This is a genomic window from Mycobacterium sp. JS623, from assembly GCF_000328565.1.
GTDB lineage: Bacteria > Actinomycetota > Actinomycetes > Mycobacteriales > Mycobacteriaceae > Mycobacterium.
In genome coordinates, this window is record NC_019966.1 from 3,888,261 (window position 1) to 3,911,070 (window position 22,810).

Below are 22,810 nucleotides of genomic sequence, written 5' to 3' on the forward strand. Positions count from 1 at the left end.
TTGAAGCGCTCGCGCAGCATGCGGGAAAGGGCGCGCCTCGGCAGGCGAATCATTTAGTGGCGGTTGACCCGCTGGTGCTCCTGGAGCCACTGGTACCGCTCGTGGGCCCGTCGAAGGTTCTGCCGGAATCAAGAATCATCTGTGTCGGAATCAAGAATCTCCGCGTTCGCTGCGCCCCCGAAGGCGATGATCACTGGTGAACCGGGCAGCTCCCGGCGACGTATGTCTTCGTGATGGAAACAGTGAGGAGTCCCCGCATGGCCTTCCCGGCGCTCAACCATGTCGCGCTCACCGTGCACGATCTCGGCGTGAGCGGACCCTGGTACCAAACGCTGATCGGTGCCGATCCCGTGCTCGACGAGCACACCGACGCCGGCTTCCGACATCTGGTCTGGGCATTCGACAACGGCACGCTGTTCGGTATCCACCAGCACGACCGCGACATCGAGGGCGGGCAATTCACCGAGTTCCGCGCGGGCCTAGACCATGTCGGGTTCGGCTGCGCCAGCCGCGCCGAACTGCAGGACTGGGTCGACAAGCTCAATGGCCTTGGCATCGAACACGGCGGCATCGTCGATGCGCACTACGGGTCGGGCGTCAGCTTCCGCGATCCCGACGGCAACGCATTGGAGTTCTTCGCTCCGCCGGAGTGATTGGTGGGCGTAACTGTCCGGTCAGTTACCGAGGCGGACGGCCCGCAGATGTGAACTTACTCGCGGTTTCTCGGTACTATCGCCCGATGAGCAACCACCAACTGACGCGTTGGCTGTTGCGTCATTCCTTGTCATGCGGTCTGCGAGGCGCCGGTCTGGGCGCCGCTGCGGTGCTCGGCACCGGGATTTTGCTGATCGCGTCAAGCGCCTACTCGCCCGCCGTGCCGCCGGCCAGCGCCGACGACTGCCCGGACGTCGAGGTGACCTTCGCCCGCGGCACCGACGAACCGGCCGGGCTCGGGCGCGTCGGCCAGGCCCTCGTGGACTCGCTGCGCCAGCAGACCGGCATGAACATCGGTGCGTATGCGGTGAACTACAAGGCAAGCCTCCTCCAGCTGCACACCGACGACGGCTCCAAAGACGCCGTATCGCACATCAAATCCATGGCCGACAAATGCCCGAACACGCCACAGGTGATAGGCGGCTATTCACAGGGCGCGTCGGTGATCGACATCGTCACCGGAGATTCGGTGGGAGGCCTCCTCAGGGGCACCACGCTGCCCGCCCAATACGCGAACAACGTCGCGGCGGTCGTCACCTTCGGCAATGTGGCCGACCGCACCAAACAACCGATAACGACTCAAAGTGCGCTGCTCGGTTCCAGGGCGCTCGATCTGTGCAACCCCATGGACCCGATCTGTCACGAGGGACCCGGTAACGAATGGAGCGGGCACACCGAGGGTTACGTACCCATCTACACCGACCAGGCCGCAAGCTTCGCCGTCGCGCAGCTCGTGGGGATCCAACCTCCCACCACGCCCGGGCCTTATGTGACACTCGCACCGCCCACGGCGGACCAATCCACCATCACTTACCACTGACCCGGCCGATCGGCCGAGTGATATCGGGTCGTGGACGCGACGGCGAACGCTGGTGGGCGCGAACGGTATCGAACCGCCGACCGCTGGTGTGTAAATCCATATCGGAACGCCAGGGCGTATCGCCCCTGTTTGCCTTAGTCTGCGAAACTGCAAGCGGCACAGTGGGTTTCGTCTTAGCCGTATCGTTTCGTATTGGCGGGTATCGCCGCGTCTAGGCCTATTTTCGGCCTAGCAGGGCCGGTTCGTCCGTGTGTTCGACCGAGGATCGCTTTACAGCGACGAGCGATGCTTGCTTCAACCACCGTGGCCAACGGTTAGCCACCGAAAGACTACGACGACCGATGTGGGTCGCGGCTCGGGAAGTCCAGGCTCAGCGGCCGGGGACCTCGGCGGGAAGGGTCTGCTCGCTGACCTGTTCGCCACGGAACGCCTCGCGTGCGGGGGTGCTGGGCGTCAAGCCCTGCCGTTCGGGAGCACCGCGCCGGCATTGATGTCACGATGAGCGTCGTGAATGACCCGGATACCGCGAAGGGCACCCAACTCTGCTCCTACGAGAGCGGAAGCGCGTGATGGCCCCGAGGCTTCTTCATGCTCGACGCGAAGGTGCGGCCGGACAGACCAGCCGCGCCCGGGCGATGCGACGAGAAGCCGCCGTACTGCACCGCGACGTCAACCACGCGCAGGGCCTTGTCGAAAGACTGCTGGATCGACCGTAGGAGCGTACGGAAGATGCGAACGATGCGGTCCGTGGTCGCCGACCGGGTTGGCGAACCGTCGGAGGTCCTGCACCTGCAGACCCGCCCGATTCCGCAGCCCGGTCCGGGCCAGGTCCGGATCCGGGTAACTGCTGCACCTGTCGAGGCCAGCGATCTGCATACCATCCGCGGCAGATACGGATTCACCCCGCAGTTCCCGACCGTGCCCGGAATCGAATCCGTGGGCGTGATCGACGAACTCGGCAGCGGCACAGACGGTTTGACTGTCGGCCAGCGTGTCATCACCATCGCGGTGACCGGCACGTGGCAGGAGTACGTCATCGCCAATGCCGGGCGGGTGTTGGCGGTTCCGGCTGGCATGAGCGATTCCACGGCCGCCCAAATTCTTTCCAATCCGCTGACCGCGGTGATCTTGACCGGTGATGAGCTCGATGTTCGACCGGGTGAATGGCTTCTGCAGACCGCGGCCGGTTCGATCGTGGGCCGGTCGGTCATCCAACTCGGAGCGCACGTCGGGTTCAAGACCCTCAATGTGGTCCGCCGTCGATCCGCTGTCGAGGACATCCTGGCGCTGGGGGGCACCGCGGTGATCTGCACCGAGGATGAGGATCTGCGCGAACGAGTAGCCGACATCGCCGGCCACGACGGCGTATCCAAGGCCATCGACTGTGTCAGCGGTCAGGTGGGTGCCGACGTGTCGCGTGCGCTGGCGCCGCACGGTGAGCTGATCGTCTACGGTGCGCTGTCCACGCACCGCCAGACCGATCCCGACAAACTCACCATCCCCATCTTCGCGCGCTCGCTGATCTACGAGACAAAGACCATCCGGGGGTTCTGGCTATTCCGCTGGTTCACCCAGACTCCGAAGAACCAGATGGCCGTAGCGATTAACCGCACAGTTCAGCTCGCCGACAGCGGCGCGTTGGACGTGCCGCAGGGCCAGCCGATACCCCTCGAAGAGTTCAGCGAAGCAGTCCTTTTGGCCGAAGCGCCCGAACACGGAGGCAAACCGCTACTTGTGTTCGAACCCTAGTTCCCACAACGATTTTCGCGTTGTGAATCGGCAAGTGTCCTGAGCGCATTTGCCGAATCGCTGGCCGGCTCGGGGTGGTAGATGAACACTTGGACGTCGGATTCGGGCACGTTGAGGCGGGTGCGGCGCAGGTAGAGATCACCCACGGCGGGATGTCGCATGTGAAGGAGGCCCGTGCGGTATCCGACATCTGCGCGTGCCCAGAGTTCGCGGAACCGCTCGCTGGCTGCCGACAACTCGTCGATCAGGGCGCGCAAGCGCGGATCCTCCGGATCGCCGCCCGCCGATTCTCGTAAGCCACTCACCGCGACCTCGACTGCCTCGTCCCAGTCGGCGAAGAAATCGCGCGCGGCCGAGGCCAGCAGGCGCCACCGTAAGAAGTTCTCACCGGGCGCGAACCCGGGTGACAACGCGCAGGCAATCGCATTGGCGGCCAACACATCTTGGAATCGGTTGGCCACAATCACGGGCAACGGAATCTGATCGATCAATTGATCGAGGTCGTCCGGCGTGGCCCCCGCATCGGGGCTGCGTGCCGAGTGCAGGCCGGCGAGCCGATGCAGATGCTCCGTGGCTTTGATATCGAGTCGCAGCGCACGGGCGAGCGCATCGAGCACTTGTGGCGACGGATGCTTGTCGCGCCCCTGCTCGAGCCGCAGGTAGTAGTCGACGCTGATGCCGGCGAGCATCGCTAATTCCTCGCGGCGCAATCCCGGCACGCGCCGGCAAGGTCCGGCAGCCAACCCGACATCCTCGGGTTGGACTTGTTCACGGCGCGCGCAGGTAGTCAACCAGCGCGCTGGCCGTCGACGCCATCGCCCGATCGTAAGGCTGTCCCCGCCAATACCAGGATCAACAGGGCTTTCCGACCCAGGTCCAAACAGGAATTCCCATCAGCGGCGATGCGCTTCCCGTGGCGAACGATCAACTCCACCAGCCAAGGAGGACACGATGTCCACGATTCATTTCCACCGCTCGACAACCTCCAGCCCCGAGCAATTCATCGCCGGGCTCACCGACTTCGGGCCGGGCCGTTCAGAGCTGTTCCCGAACAGCGCCAACAGCGAACTGAAGGTGCACCACAAAGGCGTGCATGACGCCGATGTCACCGAAGGCTCGGGTGGCATCTGGGAACGCCTGCATTACGACTGGTCGAATCCCAACCGTGTCAGGCTCACGACCACCGACTCGAACACGTGGACCGGCGAATCGGGCTACGTTTACACCCTCAGCCCGCGTCCGGACGGCACCACCGATGTGGACGTTGTCATTGTCCGCGAGGGCAAGAATCTCAAGGGCCGCGTCCTGGCGGTGGTCCTCGGAACGATCGGCCGGAGTGTGCTGAAGAAAGCGTTCCTACACAGCGTCAAAGCCATCGAGGCACAACCGGCCCCAGCCGCCTCACCTTTGGAGAGGAATTGATATGCGCGCCATCGAGATTGACCAGTTCGGCGACCCCACGCAGGTGATACGCGTTGTCGACATCGAGGAGCCGCCGCCACCGGGTCCGCATGAGGTGCTGGTGAGCGTTGAGCTCTCGCCGCTGAACAAGCACGACCTCCTGGTTGTCGGCGGCGAGCTGGGACGACCACCCCTGCCGCATATACCAGGCGCGGAGGGGGTCGCCCGCGTGCTTGCCACTGGCGCCGAGGTCGATGGACTTCAAGTCGGCGATCTCGTGGTGCTACCCCTGTATGCCGGTGCGTGGCGTGAGCGGCTCGTCGTGCCCGCCGACGGCCTGTTCGCACTGCCGGCCGGCGGCGACATCGAGCAGTACTCGATGCTAGGCAGCAACCCCCCCACGGCAGGGTTGATGCTCAGTGAATGTGCCCCGCTGCAGCCCGGTGACTGGGTGGTTCAGAACGCCGCGAACTCCGGTGTGGGACGGTCATTGATCGCCCTCGCCAAACGTCGAGGACTAAAGACGATCAACCTGGCCCGTGACGAGGCAGCGTTCTCCGAGCTCACAGCGGCCGGGGCCGACGTGGTCCACGTCGATGACCCCGATGCGGTCGGCGATGTTCGAGCAGCGATCGGTGACGCGCGAGTGGCGCTGGCAGTGGACTCCGTGGGTGGTCGAGTGGTGGCGCGACTGCTGGAATTGCTGTCCGACGGTGGATCGTTGGTCAGCTATTCCTGGGCCGCGGGCGAACCGATGTGGGTCGACACGCCGACACTGGTCGCCAAGCACCTCGCAGTCCGCGGATTCTTTGTCGGCGACTTCGACTACCAGCACAAGGTGGTGCCTGTCATTCGTGAGGCGGCACCGCTGGTGGCCGACGGCACCCTCGTTGTCCCCGTGGCCGGCGTGTACCCCCTCGAGCACATCCACGACGCGGTGCAGCATCTCCTTCGCGGCGGCAAGATCCTGCTGAAAGTGGCGGCGCGCTGAACGCGCACAGCGGGCGGCTGAAGACTCGCCACTTTCATTTCGATTCCCGCCTATTGCCCTCGTAGGGTTGTTTCGGGGTCAGTTCGGGTGCCTTAAGACTGGTGGGCGCGGACGGTATCGAACCGCCGACCGCTGGTGTGTAAAACCAGAGCTCTACCACTGAGCTACGCGCCCCTTGCCGGGCAGGCTACCGGTCGATGACCTGCATGAGGAAATCCGTCAGACCGATTGCAGCGCTCTGAGCGCGTCGGTCCACACGACCTGATCACGCGCCTCCCCCGGCTGCTTCATTTCCGCGAACCGGATCACGCCTGAGCGATCAACCACGAAGGTGCCGCGATTGGCGAAGCCGGTCTCGTCGTTGAACACGCCATAGGACTGCGCGACCGCGCCGTGCGGCCAGAAGTCAGACAGCACCGGAAAGGTGAAGCCGCTTTGCGCCGCCCAGACCTTGTGCGTTGGCGGCGGACCCACCGAGATCGACAGCGTCGCCGTGTCGTCGTTCTGGTAGTCCGCCAGGTGGTCGCGGATCTCGTCCAGCTCGCCCTGGCAGATGCCAGTGAACGCCAGCGGGAAGAACACCAGCAGCACGTCCTTGACGGCTCGAAATCTGCTCAGCGTGACGGACTGGCCGTGCTGCTCCTTGAGCGTGAAGTCCGGCGCCTCGGTACCGACTTCCAGCACTAGCTGTGCGCTCTGCTCGTCACGCGAGCGCTCATCGCCGCCCAGCTGCCTTGGACTTCGGCTGCACCAGCCTGCTGGCGATCCAGTCGCCGAGATTGGCCGACGACGTCTGCATCAGGCCCGCAGTCGGCGCCGATTCGGCGATTTCAGCAGGTTGAACATGGCCCGGCTGACCCGTCTTCGGGGTTACCACCCAGATCACGCCGTCGTCGGCCAACGGGGTGATGGCATCCATCAGGTTGTCGACCAGGTCGCCGTCGCCGTCGCGCCACCACATCAGGACCACATCGATGACTTCGTCGGCGTCCTCGTCGAGCAACTCGCCGCCGCACGCCTCTTCGATGTCGGCCCGGATGTCGTCGTCGACGTCCTCGTCCCAGCCCAACTCCTGCACGACCTGATCTTGTTGGATGCCCAGTCTGCGGGCGTAGTTCGGGGCGTCGTCCGCCGCGACCACGGTCGGTCCTCCTTCAGCCAGCTCGGGCGCACGATGCACCCGGTGATGTCTCAAGGCCTATCGTCGCACGCCGAGGCCCGAAGACCGACCACTGGCGGCAGGTTCATCGATATGCGGCGTCGCACAGGTTCAGTGCGGTCGTCTTGGTGTCGTTCAGCTTGGTGATCGCCGCGTTGAATTCGTCGGGTCCGAAATTGCCCGCGATCGCCGCGGCGACCCCCCTTGCTGCGTCGACCCAGGCGGTGAGCGCGTCGCGCAGGTTGGGGCTGAGCGGGTCGGAAACGCTGCGCCCGACCAGATCCGCGCTGTGGTTGAGCGCGTCGACCGCCGGGGGTCCCTTGGCCGCCGCATCGGCGGCGTTCTTATTGAAGGCGTCGACGTAGTTGTTTACTGCGGTGATGGCGTCGACACTCGATGAGCTCAGCGCTTCACACGATGTGTGGACGGCCTGCTTCGTCAACGACGCCTGACGCTCGGATTCGCGGGAGCTCGAACTGGCCGCCGACTCTTGGCTCGAGGCCGAGACCGAGGCCCGATAGACGGGAGCGTCGGCACGGTCGATCTCCGCGCTGCCCTGCGTGACGCTGGTGCAACCGACGATGATCATCGCCACGGCAGCCAGGCCGCCGATCACCAGGGCGACGAACTTCAGCCGCATGCGAGACAGCCCAGCGATAAGCACGGTCTGCAGACGTTACCGGTTTAGCCCGGATTGGACCCTTTGAGTGGGTTCATTCCACTCGGCACCCCCGGCAGTGCAAGTGGGGCACGATGGGACAAAGATGGAGGCAGTTACGCCGATCGCGTAGCACCTGGAACCGCCTAACAAGGAGCGGAAGTTGACCACCGAGTTCGTGCGCCAAGACCTGGCCCAAAACTCCACCACCGCAGCCGAACCCGATCGGGTTCGGGTGATTCGAGAAGGCGTCGCGTCGTATCTGCCCGATATCGATCCGGAAGAGACGGCCGAATGGCTCGAGTCGTTCGACGAGCTCCTGGAGCGCTCGGGCCCGGCGCGAGCGCGCTATTTGATGTTGCGGTTGCTGGAACGCTCCGGCGAACAGCGGGTGGCCATTCCCGCGCTGACATCGACCGACTATGTGAACACCATCCCGACCGAACTCGAGCCGTGGTTTCCCGGCGATGAGGACGTCGAGCGACGCTACCGAGCATGGATCCGGTGGAACGCAGCGATCATGGTGCACCGGGCACAGCGCCCGGGAGTTGGTGTGGGAGGCCACATTTCGACGTATGCGTCGTCGGCGGCGCTGTACGAGGTCGGTTTCAACCACTTCTTCCGCGGCAAGGCGCATCCGGGCGGCGGCGATCAGGTGTACATCCAGGGCCACGCCTCGCCGGGTGTCTACGCGCGCGCATTTCTCGAGGGCCGGCTAACCGCTGACCAGCTCGACGGCTTCCGCCAGGAGCACAGCCACCCCGGCGGCGGGTTGCCGTCGTATCCGCACCCCCGACTGATGCCGGACTTCTGGGAGTTCCCAACGGTGTCGATGGGCCTTGGCCCGATGAACGCGATCTACCAGGCACGGTTCAACCACTACCTGCACGACCGCGGCCTCAAGGACACCTCCGACCAACACGTGTGGGCGTTCCTCGGCGACGGTGAGATGGACGAGCCGGAAAGCCGCGGCCTGATTCAGGTCGCCGCCAATGAGGGCCTGGACAACCTGACCTTCGTGATCAACTGCAACCTGCAGCGCCTCGACGGCCCGGTGCGCGGCAACGGCAAGATCATCCAGGAGCTGGAGTCGTTCTTCCGGGGCGCGGGCTGGAACGTCATCAAGGTGGTGTGGGGTCGCGAGTGGGATGCGTTGCTGCACGCCGACCGCGACGGCGCACTGGTCAACCTGATGAACACCACCCCCGATGGTGATTACCAGACCTACAAGGCCAACGACGGCGCCTACGTCCGCGACCACTTCTTCGGACGTGACCCGCGCACCAAGGCGTTGGTCGAGAAGATGTCGGATTCCGAGATCTGGAACCTCAAGCGCGGCGGGCACGATTACCGCAAGGTGTATGCGGCCTACCGCGCGGCCACCGAGCACAAGGGCCAGCCGACGGTGATCCTGGCCAAGACCATCAAGGGTTACTCGCTGGGCGCCCACTTCCAAGGTCGCAATGCCACGCATCAGATGAAAAAGCTTGCGATAGAAGATCTTAAGTTCTTCCGCGACGCGATCCGCATCCCTGTCAGCGACGAGGAAATCGAGAAGAACCCGTATCTGCCGCCTTACTACCATCCGGGCCCGGAGGCCCCAGAGATCCGCTACATGCTCGAACGGCGCCGTGCGCTTGGCGGTTTCGTGCCGGAGCGCCGCACCAAGTCCAAGGCGCTGACGCTGCCGGGCCGAGACACCTACAAGGCACTGAAAAAGGGTTCGGGTAACCAGGAGGTCGCCACCACCATGGCGACCGTCCGCACGTTCAAGGAACTGTTGCGGGACACCGGAAAAGACGGGATTGGCAAGCGCATCGTGCCGATCATCCCGGACGAGGCCCGCACGTTTGGCATGGACTCATGGTTCCCGAGCCTGAAGATCTACAACCGCAACGGTCAGCTCTACACGAGCGTCGATGCCGAATTGATGTTGGCGTACAAGGAAAGTGAAGTCGGCCAGATCCTGCACGAGGGCATCAACGAGGCCGGCTCGACAGCATCGTTCACCGCGGTCGGCACGTCGTACGCCACGCACAACGAGCCGATGATCCCGGTCTACATCTTCTATTCGATGTTCGGGTTCCAGCGCACCGGCGACGGCTTCTGGGCGGCCGCCGACCAAATGGCCCGCGGCTTCGTCCTCGGCGCTACCGCGGGCCGCACCACGCTGACCGGCGAAGGCCTGCAGCACGCGGACGGGCACTCGCTGCTGCTGGCCGCGACCAACCCGGCGGTGGTGGCCTACGACCCGTCGTTCGCCTACGAGATCGCCTACATCGTGGAGAGCGGCCTGCACCGCATGTACGGCGAAAACCCGGAGAACGTCTACTTCTACATGACCATCTACAACGAGCCCTATGTGCAGCCCGCCGAACCCGAAGGGATCGACGTCGAAGCGCTGCTGCGCGGCATCTACCGCTACCGGCAGGCGCCGGAGAAGCGCACGCACGTTGCGCAGATCCTTGCCTCCGGAGTCGCCATGCCTGAGGCGGTGCGCGCGGCCGACCTGCTGGCCGAGGAATGGGACGTCGCCGCCGATGTCTGGTCGGTGACCAGCTGGGGCGAGCTCAACCGCGACGGTGTGACGATAGAGAAGGAACGGCTGCGCCACCCCGAGCGCCCGCCGGGCACGCCATTCATCACTCAGGCACTGGCCGACGCGGCCGGGCCGGTCGTCGCGGTGTCCGACTGGATGCGTGCGGTGCCCGAGCAGATCAGGCCGTGGGTGCCCGGTACCTACATCACGTTGGGCGCCGACGGCTTCGGATTCTCAGACACCCGCCCCGCGGCGCGGCGGTACTTCAACACCGACGCCGAATCGGTCGTCGTCGGCGTCCTGGAGGGTCTCGCCCGCGACGGCAACATCGACGACTCGGCCGCGGTCGAGGCGGCGCGCAAGTACAAGATCGACGACGTGATGGCCGCCGGCGTCTCATACAAGGACACCGGCAGCGCCTAGTTGGAGGTTTCCTCCAGAACAGTCGCGTAGCCTTTGGTGATGACCGACAATCGGTACATCCCGCCGAAGTCCACGATCGAGGTGCTGGAGACGGTGCCCGACACCGTGCTGCGCCGACTGAAGCAGTACTCGGGCCGGTTGGCGACCGAAGTCGTGCGCGCGATGGAGGAACGGCTGCCGTACTTCGCCGACTTGGAGGCGTCACAGCGCGCAAGCGTGCAACTGGTGGTGCAGGCCGCGGTGGTCAACTTCGTCGAGTGGATGCGCAATCCGCAGAGCAACGTCAGCTACACGGCGCAGGCGTTCGAGGTGGTGCCACAAGACCTTCGGCGACGAATCGCGCTGCGGCAGTCAGTCGAGATGGTCCGCGTCACGATGGAGTACTGCGAGGAAGTGGTGCCTCTGCTGGCTCGCTCCGAGGAGCAGTTGACCGCACTGACGGCCGGAATCCTGCGCTACAGCAGGGATTTGGCGTTCGCCGCCGCTACCGCCTACGCCGACCAAGCCGAGGCGCGCGGCGCGTGGGACACCCGGATGGAGGCCAACATCGTCGACGCCGTCGTCCGCGGGGACACCGGCCCCGAGCTGCAGTCACAGGCCGCGGCGCTGAACTGGGATGCCACCGCGCCCGCGACCGTGATCGTCGGGCTGCCGCACCCCGACCGAGTGGACCTGACAAGCGATGACGTCCACGACGTCGTCAGCCGCAACGGGCGTGCCGCCCTGTCCGACGTGCACGGCACCTGGCTGCTGGCCATCGTGTCGGGCCCGCTCGGTCCGACCGACCGCTTCCTCGCCGAACTGTTGGACGTCTTCGCGGAGGGACCGGTGGTGATCGGGCCCACGGCACCGACGCTGGGAGCGGCACACGTCAGTGCGACCGAGGCGATCGCCGGAATGAACGCCGTCGCCGGCTGGAGCGGGGCGCCGCGGCCGGTGTCAGCGCGCGAGTTGCTGCCCGAACGGGCTCTGCTCGGCGACGCGACCGCAGTCGCCGCCTTGGAAGCCGAAGTGATGCGCCCGCTGGCCGATGCCGGTCCTGCGTTGTCCGAAACACTGGACGCTTACTTGGACTCGGGCGGCGCGATCGAGGCGTGCGCGCGCAAATTGTTCGTTCATCCAAATACCGTCCGCTACCGGCTCAAACGTATCGCCGACTTCACCGGCCGCGATCCCACCGTTCCGCGCGATGCGTACGTGCTGCGCGTCGCCTCGACGGTCGGACGGCTGGGACGCCAGCCGTATCACCCCGTCACGCCAAATGCCTCGTCGAGGGCAGTGTCGGCCGACTTTCCGCGGCCGCAGGTGACCCATCGCGCCGGGTAACAGGTTTGCGGGATGTTGCGGAGCGGTATCGATGGAGTCGCATCACATGCCGTTTTGTGGAGATCCTACAAAAACATAAGACGAGGTTCATAATCTCTTACACCGCGCAAAGTCGTCTTCACAGTGTTCTCTTAAAGACGTGCTTGCATTGCTTGCGCCCGGACAGGGCTCCCAGACTCCCGGCATGCTCGCCGCGTGGCTTGAGCTGCCCGGCGCTGCCGAGCGTCTCGCCGCGTGGTCGCAGATCAGCGGCCTGGACCTGGCTCGCCTGGGCACCACCGCCACGGCCGAGGAGATCACCGACACCGCCGTGACCCAGCCGCTTGTGGTCGCCGCGACCCTGCTGGCCCACGAGGAACTGACCCGACGCGGGCTGCTCAGCGGTAAAGACGCCAGCGAGATCACGGTGGCCGGCCATTCGGTCGGTGAGATCGCCGCCTACGCAATCGCCGGCGTCATCTCCGCCGACGACGCCGTCAAGCTGGCCGCCACCCGCGGTTCGGAGATGGCCAAGGCCTGCGCGCTGGAGCCGACAGGGATGTCCGCGGTGCTCGGCGGCGACGAGGCCGAGGTGCTGGCCCGTCTCGAGGCCCTGGACCTCGTTCCGGCCAACCGCAACGCGGCCGGGCAGATCGTGGCCGCCGGAGCGCTGTCCGCACTGGACAAGCTCGCCGAGGATCCGCCTGCCAAGGCCCGGGTCCGCCAGCTGGCCACCGCGGGCGCATTCCACACGCAGTACATGGCCTCGGCCACCGACGGATACGCCAGGGCGGCCGCGGGTGTAACGACCTCCGAGCCCACCGCGAAACTCCTGTCGAACGCGGACGGTCAGCCCGTCGCCTCGGCAGCGGACGCCATGGCCAAGTTGGTGGCGCAGCTGACACGCCCGGTGCGGTGGGACTTGTGCACCGAGTACCTGCGCCGCGGCGCGGAGGGCCGGGTGGCGGCGATCGTCGAGTTCCCGCCAGCGGGCACCCTGGCAGGCATCGCCAAACGTGAACTTCGGGGGGTGCCGACGCACGCCGTCAAGTCCCCCGCTGATCTGGACGGGCTAGCTGAGCTCTAACCAGTACAACGAAATAAAGATCGTCAATTTCAAGCAGTATCAACCCATTTAGTTAGAAGGAGCCATTGTGGCCACCACCCAGGAAGAAATCATCGCCGGCATCGCCGAGATCATCGAAGAGGTAACCGGCATCGAGCCGTCCGAGGTGACCCCTGAGAAGTCGTTCGTCGACGACCTGGACATCGACTCGCTGTCGATGGTCGAGATCGCCGTGCAGACCGAGGACAAGTACGGCGTGAAGATCCCCGACGAGGACCTCGCCGGCCTGCGCACCGTCGGTGACGTCGTCGCCTACATCCAGAAGCTCGAGGAAGAGAACCCCGAGGCCGCCGCGGCCATTCGGGCGCAGATCGCGGAGACCAAGTGACCAAGCCTTCCACTGCTAACGGCGGGTTCCCCAGTGTTGTAGTGACCGCCGTCGCGGCAACGACTTCGATCTCTGGGGACATCGAGAGCACGTGGAAGGGCTTGCTGGCCGGTGAGAGCGGCATCCACGTTCTCGAGGACGATTTCGTCACCAAGTGGGATCTGCCGGTCCGCATCGGCGGCCACCTCAAGGATCCCGTCGACGACCACATGGGCCGGCTGGACATGCGACGGATGTCGTATGTCCAGCGCATGGCCAAGCTGCTGTCCGGCCAGCTGTGGGAGACCGCGGGTACCCCCGAGGTCGACCCCGACCGCTTCGCGGTGGTGATCGGCACGGGTCTTGGTGGCGGCGAGAAGATCGTCGAGACCTATGACGCGATGAACGAAGGCGGGCCCCGCAAGGTGTCCCCGCTGGCCGTTCAGATGATCATGCCCAACGGGGCGGCAGCGGTGGTGGGCCTCCAGCTGGGGGCCCGCGCCGGCGTCATCACTCCGGTGTCGGCCTGCTCGTCGGGTTCGGAGGCCATCGCCCACGCGTGGCGTCAGATCGTCATGGGTGACGCGGACTTCGCCGTCGTCGGTGGTGTCGAGGGCGGCATCGAGGCGCTGCCGATTGCGACGTTCTCGATGATGCGTGCCATGTCGACCCGAAACGACGACCCCGAGGGCGCTTCCCGTCCGTTCGACAAGAATCGCGACGGGTTCGTGTTCGGCGAGGCCGGCGCGATGATGATCATCGAGACCGAGGAGCACGCCAAGGCTCGCGGCGCCAAGCCGCTGGCCCGACTCCTGGGTGCGGGCATCACGTCCGACGCGTTCCACATGGTGGCTCCCGCCGCCGACGGCGTGCGGGCAGGTCACGCAATGAAGCGTGCGATGGAAACGGCGGGGTTGGATCCGAAGGACATCAGCCACGTCAACGCCCACGCCACTGCCACCCCGATCGGTGACACTGCCGAGGCGAACGCCCTCCGGGTCGCCGGTGTGGAGCACGCCGCGGTGTACGCGCCGAAGTCGGCGCTCGGCCACTCCATTGGTGCGGTGGGCGCGCTCGAGTCGGTGCTGACGGTGCTTGCGCTGCGCGACGGTGTCATTCCGCCGACGCTGAACTACGAGACGCCCGATCCCGAGATCGATCTCGATGTCGTTGCGGGCGAACCTCGTTATGGCGAATACCAGTACGCCATCAACAACTCGTTCGGCTTCGGTGGGCACAATGTCGCCCTGGCGTTTGGCCGTTACTAGGCGAGAGGAACGTTCGGGACAGTAATGGGAGGACGAACTCAGCTTTCGACGGGGAACGGTTTCCCCAATGTCGTCGTCACTGGCATGGCCATGACGACGGCATTGGCGACCGATGCCGAAAGCACTTGGCAGAAGCTACTCGACGGGCAAAGCGGTATCCGCAAGCTCGAGGATCCGTTTGTCGAGCAGTACAACCTTCCGGTCCGGATCGGTGGCCACCTTCTCGAGGACTTCGACAGCGAGCTCAGCCGTGTCGAGCTGCGCCGGTTGTCGTACCTGCAGAAGATGTCCACCGTCCTCGGACGGCGGGCATGGGAGAACGCGGGCACTCCCGAGGTGGACAGCCGTCGCTTGATGGTCTCCATCGGGACCGGCCTCGGCTCGGCCGAGGAATTGGTCTTCGCGTATGACGATATGCGCGCGAAGGGCATGCGGGCCGTGTCCCCGTTGGCAGTACAGAAGTACATGCCGAATTCGCCTGCGGCCGCCGTCGGTCTCGAGCGGGCAGCCAAAGCCGGTGTCATCACGCCGGTTTCGGCCTGTGCATCTGGTTCCGAGGGCATCGCCCACGCGTGGCAGCAGATCGTGCTCGGCGAAGCCGACATCGCGATCTGCGGTGGGGTGGAATCGAAGATCGAAGCAGTGCCGATCGCTGGCTTCGCCCAGATGCGAATCGTGTTGTCCACCACAAACGATGACCCGGCAGGCGCGTGCCGGCCATTCGACAAGGACCGCAACGGGTTCGTGTTCGGCGAGGGTGGTGCGCTGCTGGTCATCGAGACCGAGGAGCACGCCAAGGCGCGCGGCGCGAACATCCTGGCGCGCCTGATGGGTGCCAGCGTCACATCGGACGGCTACCACATGGTGGCGCCCGACCCCAATGGTGAGCAGGCCGGGCACGCGATGTCGCGCGCCATCCAGCTCGCGGGCCTAAAGCCCACTGACATCGACCACGTCAACGCACACGCGACCGGAACCTCGGTCGGCGACGTGGCCGAATCACATGCGATCAACAGGGCGATGGGCGGCCACAAGCCTGCCGTGTACGCACCGAAGTCGGCGCTCGGCCATTCGGTCGGCGCGGTCGGCGCTGTCGAGTCCATCCTGACCGTTTTGGCGTTGAAGAACGGGGTCATCCCGCCGACGCTGAACCTGAAGAATCTCGACCCGGAGATCGACTTGGACGTCGTGCATGGCGGTCCTCGACCCGGCAATTACCAATACGCAGTGAACAATTCGTTTGGATTCGGTGGGCACAACGTCGCGCTCGCCTTCGGAAAGTACTGACACACCAGATTTCTAGAGGGCATCAAGCCGACATCCGATGCGCTACAGGAGGTTTCAATGACCATCATGGCCCCCGAGGCTGTCGGCGAATCGCTTGATCCACGCGATCCGCTGTTGCGCCTGAGCACGTTCTTCGACGACGGTAGCGTTGAGCTGCTGCACGAGCGTGACCGCTCGGGCGTGCTGGCCGCGGCCGGCACCGTCAACGGCGTGCGCACCATCGCGTTCTGCACCGACGGCACCGTCATGGGCGGTGCCATGGGTGTTGAGGGCTGCGCGCACATCGTCAACGCCTACGACACCGCGATCGAGGAGCAGAGCCCCATCGTGGGCATTTGGCACTCCGGTGGTGCGCGGCTGGCCGAAGGCGTGAAGGCGCTGCACGCGGTCGGTTTGGTCTTCGAGGCCATGATCCGTGCGTCCGGTTACGTCCCGCAGATCTCGGTGGTGGTCGGTTTCGCGGCCGGAGGCGCTGCCTACGGCCCCGCCCTGACTGACGTCGTGGTGATGGCACCGGAGGGCCGGGTGTTCGTCACCGGACCCGACATCGTGCGCAGTGTCACCGGCGAGGACGTCGACATGGCGTCGCTCGGCGGACCCGACACCCACCACAAGAAGTCCGGCGTTTGCCACATCGTCGCCGACAACGAGCTCGACGCGTACGAGCGCGGCCGCCGTCTGGTTGGATTGTTCTGCCAGCAAGGTCATTTCGACCGCAGCAAGGCCGAGTCGGGCGACACCGACCTGCATGCACTGCTGCCGGATTCGGCGCGGCGCGCCTACGACGTGCACCCGCTGGTCGAGGCGCTCCTCGACGACGACGCGCCGTTCGAAGAGTTTCAGGCCAAGTGGGCGCCGTCGATCGTCGTCGGACTCGGTCGTCTGTCCGGTCGCTCCGTCGGCGTCATCGCCAACAACCCGCTGCGGCTCGGCGGCTGCCTGAATTCCGAAAGTGCCGAGAAGGCAGCACGTTTCGTGCGGTTGTGCGACGCGTTCGGGATTCCGCTGGTCGTCATCGTCGACGTGCCGGGCTACCTGCCCGGTGTGGACCAGGAGTGGGGCGGCGTGGTGCGCCGCGGCGCGAAGCTGCTGCACGCGTTCGGCGAGTGCACCGTACCGCGGGTCACGCTGGTCACCCGCAAGATCTACGGCGGTGCCTACATCGCGATGAACTCACGGTCGCTCAACGCCACCAAGGTGTTCGCGTGGCCCGACGCCGAGGTCGCCGTGATGGGCGCCAAGGCTGCGGTCGGCATCCTGCACAAGAAGAAGCTCGCCGCCGCCTCGGACGACGAGCGCGAGGCTCTGCATGAACAGCTGGCGGCCGAGCACGAAAAGATCGCCGGTGGTGTGGATTCCGCGATCGAGATCGGTGTCGTCGACGAGAAGATCGACCCGGCCCACACCCGCAGCAAGCTGACCCAGGCACTGGCCGAGGCCCCGCAGCGCCGCGGCCGGCACAAGAACATCCCGCTGTAGTCGCTACGGCGAGCAGACGCACGATCGCACGAATTCCGTTGGAATCGTGCGATTGTGCGTCTCGTCACCACATCAGAGACGCTGGGCGCGCAGCCAGCCGTCGATGCGTTGCGCCACCGCTTCCCAGTCCGGTTCGAGCATCATGTCATGTCCCATACCCGGGAAGATTTCGGCTTCGGTGCCGTACGCACGTGCCGTGGCATGCACCTCTTCCTGAGTGAAGCAACCGTCGCATTCGCCACCCAAAACCAGTAGCGGGGTGGTGATCCGTTGCGGCTTGGGCAGATTGAGCAACGTGTCGAAAGTAATTCCGCCCGTAAATTCCTCCGTGAGCCGAGCGGTGTAGCAGACGACATCGGCCTCAGGCGTTTCCGCAGAGAAAAAATATCGGCGCGAACGCTCGGGCGTGTTGAACCCGTGTAACGACCTGGTCGTAGCAGCGGTTCTCAGGGAAACCCAAGGGTGCCGTTTCATCTCACGAGCGAAGAAACCGCGTGCACCACTTGGCGGCGCGGACGCCAGCAGCACGCCGGCTGGTGCATCGTGGGACTCGAGGTACTTCTGAACCACAAGGCCACCCAGGGAGTGCCCAATCACAACGGGCCGTTCGGGAAGATCGTCGGCAACAGTGCAGACATCGGTCACGAAATCCGCCGTCCGGCAGAACTGCATGCGCTTGACGGCCGGGCTATTTCCATGGCCGCGAACGCTCAGGGCCAGTGCGCGATACCCCCTGTCGGCGAAGAACCCAAGAAAGTACTCGTCCCAACACCACGCGCCGTGCCATGCGCCATGGATGAATAAGAGCGGGACCGGGTGCGCCTCGCTGACCGCGCCCTTATCGATTACTTCGAGCATGCGATCAGATTCGCAAGCGTGTCTGGGAACCGAACGAGTAGTTGGATACTCGATTTCGGGGAATGATCGCGACATGGATAGCGATCTGCGCCGCTGGCGTCAGCACCTGGCCAATGAACGCGCCGAAGCGGGCGTGTACCGGCATCTGGCGCAGCGCCGGACCGGCGAGGAACGCGACATCTTGCTGACGCTGGCCGACGCCGAGCGGCGCCATGAACAGCATTGGCTGAACCTGCTCGGCGACCAGGTAGGCAAGCCGCGGCGCGCCGACATGCGCACCCGCATGCTCAGCTTCCTCGCACGACACTTCGGGTCGGTATTCGTGTTGGCGCTCGCGCAGCGGGCAGAAGCCCGCTCTGCCTACGACACCGACGTCGACGCCACGCCCACGATGGCCGCCGATGAGCGCATCCACCTGGAGGTCGTCCGCGCACTGGCCACCCGTGGCCGTAATCAGTTGTCGGGCAGTTTCCGCGCAGCGGTTTTCGGTGCGAACGACGGATTGGTCAGCAACCTTGCGCTCGTCCTCGGCATCAGCGCGACTGGCGTCACCAACCACACGGTGCTGGCCACCGGCCTTGCCGGCCTACTCGCAGGCGCACTGTCGATGGGTGCGGGCGAGTACGTGTCGGTCAATTCACAGCGCGAACTACTGGAGGCATCCACGCCGAGCCCAGAGGCCGGCGACGCGTTACCGCAATTGGACGTCAACGCCAACGAGCTGTCGCTGGTCTACCGAGCCCGCGGCATGAGCGCTGACGAGGCGACCGGTCACGCGGCGAAGGTGCTGAGCAACCTTGCGACAAGCGGCAGCCCAAGCCGACTCGGCCGGCTTGAACCCGACGGGCATGAGACTGTCGGCACGGGTGTTCGCGCGGCGGTGTCGAGCTTCAGTTTCTTCGCCTCAGGTGCGCTGATTCCTGTGCTGCCCTATCTCGTCGGGTTGCAGGGCACCGTCGCGATCGTGGTCGCCGCCGCCCTGGTCGGAATCGCTTTGCTTGCAACGGGAATCGTCGTCGGGCTGCTCTCAGGTGGACCGCCCGTGCGTCGCGCCCTGCGACAGCTGATGATCGGCTACGGCGCCGCCACTGTCACCTACCTGCTCGGGTTGCTGTTCGAGACCGGCGCGCGGTAGCCGAACGTCGCCGGGTTCGGCTGCATTGCGTCGGTCGATGAACCGCCGGTCACCAGGTACAGGCCCACGACCACCGCCAACGACAATAGGCTCAGCAGCAGCTGCGACCGGAGTTTGTCGTCCAGATACATCTGCACCAGGATCGCCAGCATCGCGATAGTCGTCAGGATCGACAGCACCGGGAACAGCCACATCTTCAGTCGCAACTCGGCGTCGGGGTCGCGGTAGCGCAGCACGATCTGCGAGATCGCGATCAGGATGTAGACGAACAAGATGATCGCGCCGCTGGAGTTGAGCAGGAACGCGAAGATCGTGTCCTCGGCGAACGCGGCGGCGATCACACACAGGAATCCGACGATCGACGAGAACAGGATCGCGTTCGCCGGCACGCCCCGCCGGGTCAACCGGACCAGCCGTTGCGGGGCTTCGTGGCGGGCCGCGAGCACGAACAACATGCGAGAAGCCGTATACATCCCCGAATTCAGGCAGCTCAGCACGGCGGTCAGCACCACAGCGTTCATGATGTGGTCGGCATACGGGATGCCCATCTTCGTGAACGCCGCGACGAACGGCGAACCGGCCAGCTCTTTGTCGTTCCACGGCACGATCGTCACGACGAGGAACACCGAAAGAACGTAGAAGACCAGGATTCGCATGATCACCGAGTTGGCCGCCCTCGCCACGGCCGTCTCCGGATCAGAGGACTCCGCTGCGGCGATCGTCGCGATCTCCGGGCCGACCATCGACAAGATCACCGTCACTATGCCGACCGTGATCACTCCTGCACCCATCGGCATGAACCCGCCGTGGCTCGTCAGGTTCGAGAAGTCCATCGACTTGTCGGGCCACAGGCCGAAAACGAAGCAGGCACCGATCGCGATGAAAGCCAGGATTGCGGCCACCTTGATGCCGGCGAACCAGAACTCGAACTCGCCGTAGGACTTCACCGAGAACAGATTGGTCGCCGTCATCAACACCATGAAGATCAGCGCACACAGCCACAGCGGGACGTCAATCCAGAACTGCACGATCTTCGCACCGGCTATCGCCTCGAAGCCGACGACGATCACCCAGAAGTACCAGTACAACCAACCGACCGAGAAACCCGCCCAGTGCCCGAGCGCGTCACGCGAATAGCGTCACGCGAATAGTCTGCGAACGATCCGGTCGAGGGGTGGGCCACCGCCATCTCGGCCAACATCCGCATGACCATGATGATCAGCACCCCGGACAGCGCATAGGTCAGGAAGGCGCCTGGCCCGGTGTCGCCCATCACCACTCCGGAGCCGACGAACAGCCCCGCCCCGATGACGCCGCCGATGGCGATCATCCTCAGTTGGCGCTGACTGAGGGCTTTCTTCAGTGTTGGGGCAGCCGCCGTTGCGGCTTCCGTCATTCGTTCCATGGACAATCGAGTGCCCATTCAACAACGTGGTTAAGCGTGCTGTGTCAGCAATTCCTCGGCCGCGGCAGCCGCTCGGGCACGGTCCGACGCCACCAGCCCAATGCGGGTCCGGCGATCCAGAATGTCGTCGACGGTCATCGCACCTTCGTGGGTGACCGCGTACTCGAACTCCGCTCGGGTGACGTCGATGCCCTCGGCCACCGGCTCCGTCGGCCTCTCACAGCCCGCCGACGCGATCACGTTGGGCGCCTCGGCACCGTAGCGGGCGACCAGCGACCCCGGCAGATCTGCTGAAGATCGCAGCGTCGCAACGGGATTCGACGGTGCGCCGACCAACGGCAAATTCCGGGTGCGGCACGGGGTTGCAGGCAGCCCCCGCAGCGCGACGGCGCGATCGAGAACATCCTCGGCCATGTACCGGTACTCGGTCAGCTTGCCGCCGATCACACTGATCACGCCGGAGGGCGACTCGACCACCGCGTGGTCCCGCGAGACGTCGGCCGTGCGGCCTTGTCCTGTGTCGATCAGCGGCCGTAGCCCTGCATAGGAGCCGACCACGTCATCCGGACCGAGCGCGACATCCAGTGCGGTGTTGACGGTCTCGAGCAGGAAGCTGACCTCCTCCGACGTCGGCTCGGGGACATCGGGAATCGGGCCTGGCGCATCCTCGTCGGTCAGCCCGAGGTACACCCGGCCCAGCTGTTCGGGCATCGCGAACACGAACCGGTTGATCTCCCCGGGTATCGGAATAGTCAGCGCGGCAACGGGATTGCCGAACGATTTGGCATCGAACACCAAATGAGTTCCGCGACTGGGCCGCACCCGGATAGAGCTGTCCACCTCCCCCGCCCACACGCCGCTGGCATTGATGACGGCGCGTGCGGTGACCTGCAACGACTCGCCTGAGCGCGTATCGGTCAGCGTCACCGAGGTGCCTGTTGCATTCGACGCCGCGACGCGGGTCAGGATGCGGGCACCGTGCTGCGCCGCCGTGCGCGCCACCGCGGTGACCAGTCGCGCATCGTCGATGAGCTGCCCGTCATAGGCCAGCAAGCCGCCCCTCAAACCGTCACGGCGCACGGTGGGCGCCATCTCGATCGCCCGCGCCGCGCTGATACACCGAGAGCGCGGCAACGTCGAGGACGGGGTACCCGCCAGCTTGCGCAGGCCGTCGCCGGCCGCGAATCCGAAGCGCACCAAAGCTCTTGACGCCGTGTTCGTTTCGGGCAGCAGCGGCACCAGCTGCGGCATGGCCTTGACGAGATGAGGAGCGTTGCGCGTCATCAGGATTCCGCGTTCGACCGCGCTGCGGCGCGCGATCCCGACATTGCCTGTCGCCAGGTAACGCAACCCTCCGTGCACCAACTTCGAGCTCCACCGGCTGGTGCCGAATGCGAGGTCGTGCTTTTCGACAAGAGCAATGCGCAGCCCGCGGGTCGCCGCGTCCAGGGCGATGCCGGTGCCGGTGATGCCGCCACCGATCACGATGACGTCGAGGGATTCGCCGTCAGCAATGGCCGCCAGCTCACTGGCGCGCCGGGTCTCGTTGAGGGCTGTCGATGACGTCACGGCGTGAGGTATCCGTTCAGGCAATGTGCTAGCTCGATGTCGAGCGCGTCGGCGTCGAGAATCGGCGCGACGATAGCGCCGGACTGAATCGTCGACCTGGCGATCAGCAGGCACATCGCCGCGAGCTGCCGAGGCTCTCCGGGGCGCACGCTGCCCCCCTCCTGTGCGAGCTTGATATCGGCGGCCAGCGTGTCAATGAGGATCTGCTGGCTGGTGCCCAGTCGCTCGGTGAGGTAGACCATCGTCAATTCGGGGGCGTTGCGCATGATGGCCATGACCACCTCGTCCTTGCGCAGGCGGTCGGCCACTTCGCCGATCCGGTGGACCACCGCGCTGCGGCCGACGCCCCGGCTCGGCACGGAGTCCAGCGAGGCGACGATGTGGGTGGTGAGCAAGGCCGCCAGCACCGACTTGATGTCAGGCCAACGTCGATAGACGGTCGGCCTGCTCACGCGCGCCCGGCGGGCGATCTCGGCGAGCGTCACTCGATCGACACCGTAGGCCACCACGCAATAGGCCGCTGCCTTCAGGATGCGGTCGCCGGTGGTTGACGAGGAGTCGTTACTGATTGACACCATGTGTAATACTGTAACGCATGACGCGTCCGAATGGCCAGC

20 protein-coding genes, 1 tRNA gene and 1 pseudogene are annotated in these 22,810 nt (G+C 65.2%); 13 read left to right on the top strand and 9 right to left on the bottom strand.

Annotated elements, in window-relative coordinates:
• Positions 1-257: 257 nt before the first annotated feature.
• The 3 genes from MYCSM_RS19090 (at position 258) to MYCSM_RS19100 (ending at position 3,283) form a co-directional block, all read left to right on the top strand.
• A complete protein-coding gene (locus MYCSM_RS19090) occupies positions 258-653 on the top strand; it encodes a VOC family protein (protein ID WP_015307802.1) in 396 nt (131 codons plus the stop codon).
• An 86-nt stretch (positions 654-739) separates the two neighbouring features.
• A complete protein-coding gene (locus MYCSM_RS19095) occupies positions 740-1,534 on the top strand; it encodes a cutinase family protein (RefSeq protein WP_015307803.1) in 795 nt (264 codons plus the stop codon).
• Positions 1,535-2,272: 738 nt separating this feature from the next.
• Positions 2,273-3,283 (top strand): zinc-dependent alcohol dehydrogenase family protein, encoded by a 1,011-nt coding sequence (locus MYCSM_RS19100; RefSeq protein WP_041314416.1) that lies wholly within the window; start codon positions 2,273-2,275, stop codon positions 3,281-3,283.
• Here the strand turns inward: MYCSM_RS19100 and MYCSM_RS19105 are convergent.
• Positions 3,280-4,002, bottom strand: a complete 723-nt coding sequence (locus tag MYCSM_RS19105; protein ID WP_232425623.1) for a helix-turn-helix domain-containing protein — start codon at positions 4,000-4,002, stop codon at positions 3,280-3,282. The two genes, MYCSM_RS19100 and MYCSM_RS19105, sit on opposite strands and share 4 nt — an antisense overlap.
• A gap of 232 nt (positions 4,003-4,234) precedes the next feature.
• Here MYCSM_RS19105 and MYCSM_RS19110 point away from each other — a divergent pair, with 232 nt between their 5' ends.
• Entirely contained in the window at positions 4,235-4,705 is a 471-nt protein-coding gene (locus MYCSM_RS19110; RefSeq protein ID WP_015307806.1) for a hypothetical protein, read from the top strand.
• Position 4,706: 1 nt separating this feature from the next.
• Positions 4,707-5,675, top strand: coding sequence for a zinc-dependent alcohol dehydrogenase family protein (locus MYCSM_RS19115; protein ID WP_015307807.1), 969 nt, complete (start codon positions 4,707-4,709; stop codon positions 5,673-5,675).
• 99 nt (positions 5,676-5,774) lie between these two features.
• Here the strand turns inward: MYCSM_RS19115 and MYCSM_RS19120 are convergent.
• From MYCSM_RS19120 to MYCSM_RS19135, 4 genes are all read right to left on the bottom strand, one after another.
• Positions 5,775-5,849 (bottom strand) — tRNA-Val (locus MYCSM_RS19120).
• A gap of 45 nt (positions 5,850-5,894) precedes the next feature.
• Positions 5,895-6,359 (bottom strand): peroxiredoxin, encoded by a 465-nt coding sequence (locus MYCSM_RS19125; protein ID WP_015307808.1) that lies wholly within the window; start codon positions 6,357-6,359, stop codon positions 5,895-5,897.
• A 31-nt stretch (positions 6,360-6,390) separates the two neighbouring features.
• Entirely contained in the window at positions 6,391-6,816 is a 426-nt protein-coding gene (locus tag MYCSM_RS19130; RefSeq protein WP_015307809.1) for a DUF3052 domain-containing protein, read from the bottom strand.
• Positions 6,817-6,919: 103 nt separating this feature from the next.
• The gene (locus MYCSM_RS19135) at positions 6,920-7,474 is read right to left on the bottom strand and encodes a hypothetical protein (protein ID WP_015307810.1); all 555 of its coding nucleotides are present in this window, start codon (positions 7,472-7,474) and stop codon (positions 6,920-6,922) included.
• Positions 7,475-7,655: 181 nt separating this feature from the next.
• Here MYCSM_RS19135 and aceE point away from each other — a divergent pair, with 181 nt between their 5' ends.
• The 7 genes from aceE to MYCSM_RS19170 all read left to right on the top strand — a co-directional run bounded on the left by aceE (position 7,656) and on the right by MYCSM_RS19170 (position 17,226).
• Positions 7,656-10,454 (top strand): pyruvate dehydrogenase (acetyl-transferring), homodimeric type, encoded by a 2,799-nt coding sequence (aceE, locus tag MYCSM_RS19140; protein WP_015307811.1) that lies wholly within the window; start codon positions 7,656-7,658, stop codon positions 10,452-10,454.
• Between the two features lie 39 nt (positions 10,455-10,493).
• Positions 10,494-11,780: a PucR family transcriptional regulator gene (locus MYCSM_RS19145; RefSeq protein ID WP_015307812.1), complete on the top strand. Its 1,287-nt coding sequence runs from the start codon at positions 10,494-10,496 to the stop codon at positions 11,778-11,780.
• 139 nt (positions 11,781-11,919) lie between these two features.
• A complete protein-coding gene (locus tag MYCSM_RS19150) occupies positions 11,920-12,846 on the top strand; it encodes an ACP S-malonyltransferase (RefSeq protein ID WP_015307813.1) in 927 nt (308 codons plus the stop codon).
• A gap of 67 nt (positions 12,847-12,913) precedes the next feature.
• The gene (gene acpM, locus MYCSM_RS19155; protein ID WP_015307814.1) at positions 12,914-13,213 is read left to right on the top strand and encodes a meromycolate extension acyl carrier protein AcpM; all 300 of its coding nucleotides are present in this window, start codon (positions 12,914-12,916) and stop codon (positions 13,211-13,213) included.
• Positions 13,210-14,460 carry a 3-oxoacyl-ACP synthase KasA gene (gene kasA, locus MYCSM_RS19160; RefSeq protein ID WP_015307815.1) on the top strand — a complete coding sequence of 417 codons (1,251 nt, stop codon included), beginning with the start codon at positions 13,210-13,212 and terminating at the stop codon, positions 14,458-14,460. Before acpM ends, kasA begins: the two co-directional genes overlap by 4 nt.
• 24 nt (positions 14,461-14,484) lie before the next feature.
• Complete coding sequence (gene kasB / locus MYCSM_RS19165) at positions 14,485-15,747, top strand: 3-oxoacyl-ACP synthase KasB (RefSeq protein WP_015307816.1); 1,263 nt, start codon at positions 14,485-14,487, stop codon at positions 15,745-15,747.
• 57 nt (positions 15,748-15,804) lie between these two features.
• Positions 15,805-17,226 (top strand): acyl-CoA carboxylase subunit beta, encoded by a 1,422-nt coding sequence (locus MYCSM_RS19170; protein ID WP_015307817.1) that lies wholly within the window; start codon positions 15,805-15,807, stop codon positions 17,224-17,226.
• Between the two features lie 72 nt (positions 17,227-17,298).
• Here the strand turns inward: MYCSM_RS19170 and MYCSM_RS19175 are convergent, their stop codons facing one another.
• Positions 17,299-18,084 carry an alpha/beta hydrolase gene (locus MYCSM_RS19175; RefSeq protein WP_015307818.1) on the bottom strand — a complete coding sequence of 262 codons (786 nt, stop codon included), beginning with the start codon at positions 18,082-18,084 and terminating at the stop codon, positions 17,299-17,301.
• A 73-nt stretch (positions 18,085-18,157) separates the two neighbouring features.
• On the opposite strand from MYCSM_RS19175, the gene MYCSM_RS19180 reads away from it, so the two are divergent.
• Entirely contained in the window at positions 18,158-19,219 is a 1,062-nt protein-coding gene (locus tag MYCSM_RS19180; RefSeq protein ID WP_015307819.1) for a VIT1/CCC1 transporter family protein, read from the top strand.
• Between the two features lie 53 nt (positions 19,220-19,272).
• On the opposite strand, the pseudogene MYCSM_RS19185 reads toward MYCSM_RS19180, so the two are convergent.
• The 3 genes and pseudogenes from MYCSM_RS19185 to MYCSM_RS19195 form a co-directional block, all read right to left on the bottom strand.
• A pseudogene (locus MYCSM_RS19185) lies at positions 19,273-20,615 on the bottom strand (amino acid permease); the annotation flags it as partial.
• Between the two features lie 39 nt (positions 20,616-20,654).
• On the bottom strand, positions 20,655-22,193 hold the full coding sequence (locus tag MYCSM_RS19190; RefSeq protein WP_015307820.1) for a glycerol-3-phosphate dehydrogenase/oxidase: 1,539 nt from the start codon (positions 22,191-22,193) through the stop codon (positions 20,655-20,657).
• Positions 22,190-22,771 (bottom strand): TetR/AcrR family transcriptional regulator, encoded by a 582-nt coding sequence (locus MYCSM_RS19195; RefSeq protein ID WP_041312404.1) that lies wholly within the window; start codon positions 22,769-22,771, stop codon positions 22,190-22,192. Before MYCSM_RS19195 ends, MYCSM_RS19190 begins: the two co-directional genes overlap by 4 nt.
• Between the last annotated feature and the right edge of the window lie 39 nt (positions 22,772-22,810).